Source organism: Oerskovia sp. NPDC060287 (genome assembly GCF_042726775.1).
GTDB classification, from domain to species: Bacteria; Actinomycetota; Actinomycetes; order Actinomycetales; family Cellulomonadaceae; genus Oerskovia; species Oerskovia merdavium.
On sequence record NZ_JBHXBO010000418.1, the window covers coordinates 1 to 1,164 of the forward strand.

Genomic DNA, 1,164 nt, shown 5'->3' on the forward strand with positions numbered 1-1,164 from the left:
CTCGAGGGCGACGGGTCGGTGCCGGGAACAATGCCGGCTTCCAATTAGTTAAACCTTCAACTATTCTGGAAGCAGAGGTCGGGACCCGGCCCTGGACGGAGGACACCATGACTGACCGAACGAACAGCCCGGCGGAGACCACGTCCCGCGTGCCCGGCACCGACACTGCCGCCTTCGCGGCCAAGGACCTGCTGTCCGCGGAGACCTCGATGGACGCGGTGACGCTGCACGTCGCCGACCTCGACCTGATGACCCGCTACTACCGCGACGCGCTCTCCCTGGCCGTGCTGACGCCGTCGGACGCTCTGCTTTCGGCGATCCCCGGCGCCGGAGCCGGCTCGCGCGACGAGACCGTGGTCCTCGGGCGCGGCGCGACCCCGCTCGTGGTGCTGCGCCGCGGCCAGAACCTGCCGCGCGCCCGCCGCGGCGAGGCCGGCCTGTTCCACACGGCCCTGCTGTTCGACGACGCCCCTGCGCTCGCCGCAGCGGTCGCCTCGGTCGCGCGCACCGCACCGAGCACGTTCGTCGGCAGCGGTGACCACCTGGTCTCCGAGGCGTTCTACTTCACCGACCCCGAGGGCAACGGCGTCGAGCTCTACCACGACCGCCCGCGCGAGACCTGGACCTGGAAGGACGGCCAGGTCGCGATGGACACGCTCTACATCGACCCCAACGCGTTCATGCAGGAGCACCTCACGGACGCGGCGCTCGAGCGGGCGCTCTCGACCGACGTCGTGGGCCCGGACGACACCGTGGTGGGGCACGTGCACCTCCAGGTGGGCGACATCGCCACGGCCCGCGAGTTCTACGTCGACACCCTGGGCTTCGAGGCCACGGCCTCGCTGCCCAGCGCCCTGTTCGTCTCGGCGGGCGGGTACCACCACCACATGGCCATGAACACGTGGAACAGCCAGGGAGCGGGGCCGCGCGCCTCGACGCTGGGCCTGGGGCAGGTCGCGATCTCTGTGCCCTCGGAGGATGACGTCACGGCGCTCGTCGACCGTCTGTCCCGGCGCGGGATCCAGATGCGCCACGACGGCGCGACGCTGCGGTTCGACGACCCGTGGAAGAACCTCATCGAGGTCGCGGTGCGCTGAGCCGCGCCCCCCTCGCGCGCTGAGTGCGGAGTTCTTGCGCGACACGCCCGGCGAGTCGCACAAGAAC

1 protein-coding gene is annotated in these 1,164 nt (G+C 71.0%); it reads left to right on the plus strand.

The window, feature by feature from the left end; all coding sequences use genetic code 11:
* Positions 1–209 precede the first annotated feature (209 nt).
* Positions 210–1,097, plus strand: coding sequence for a VOC family protein (locus tag ACFWFR_RS19440; RefSeq protein ID WP_377624216.1), 888 nt, complete (start codon positions 210–212; stop codon positions 1,095–1,097).
* The last annotated feature ends 67 nt before the right edge of the window (positions 1,098–1,164 follow it).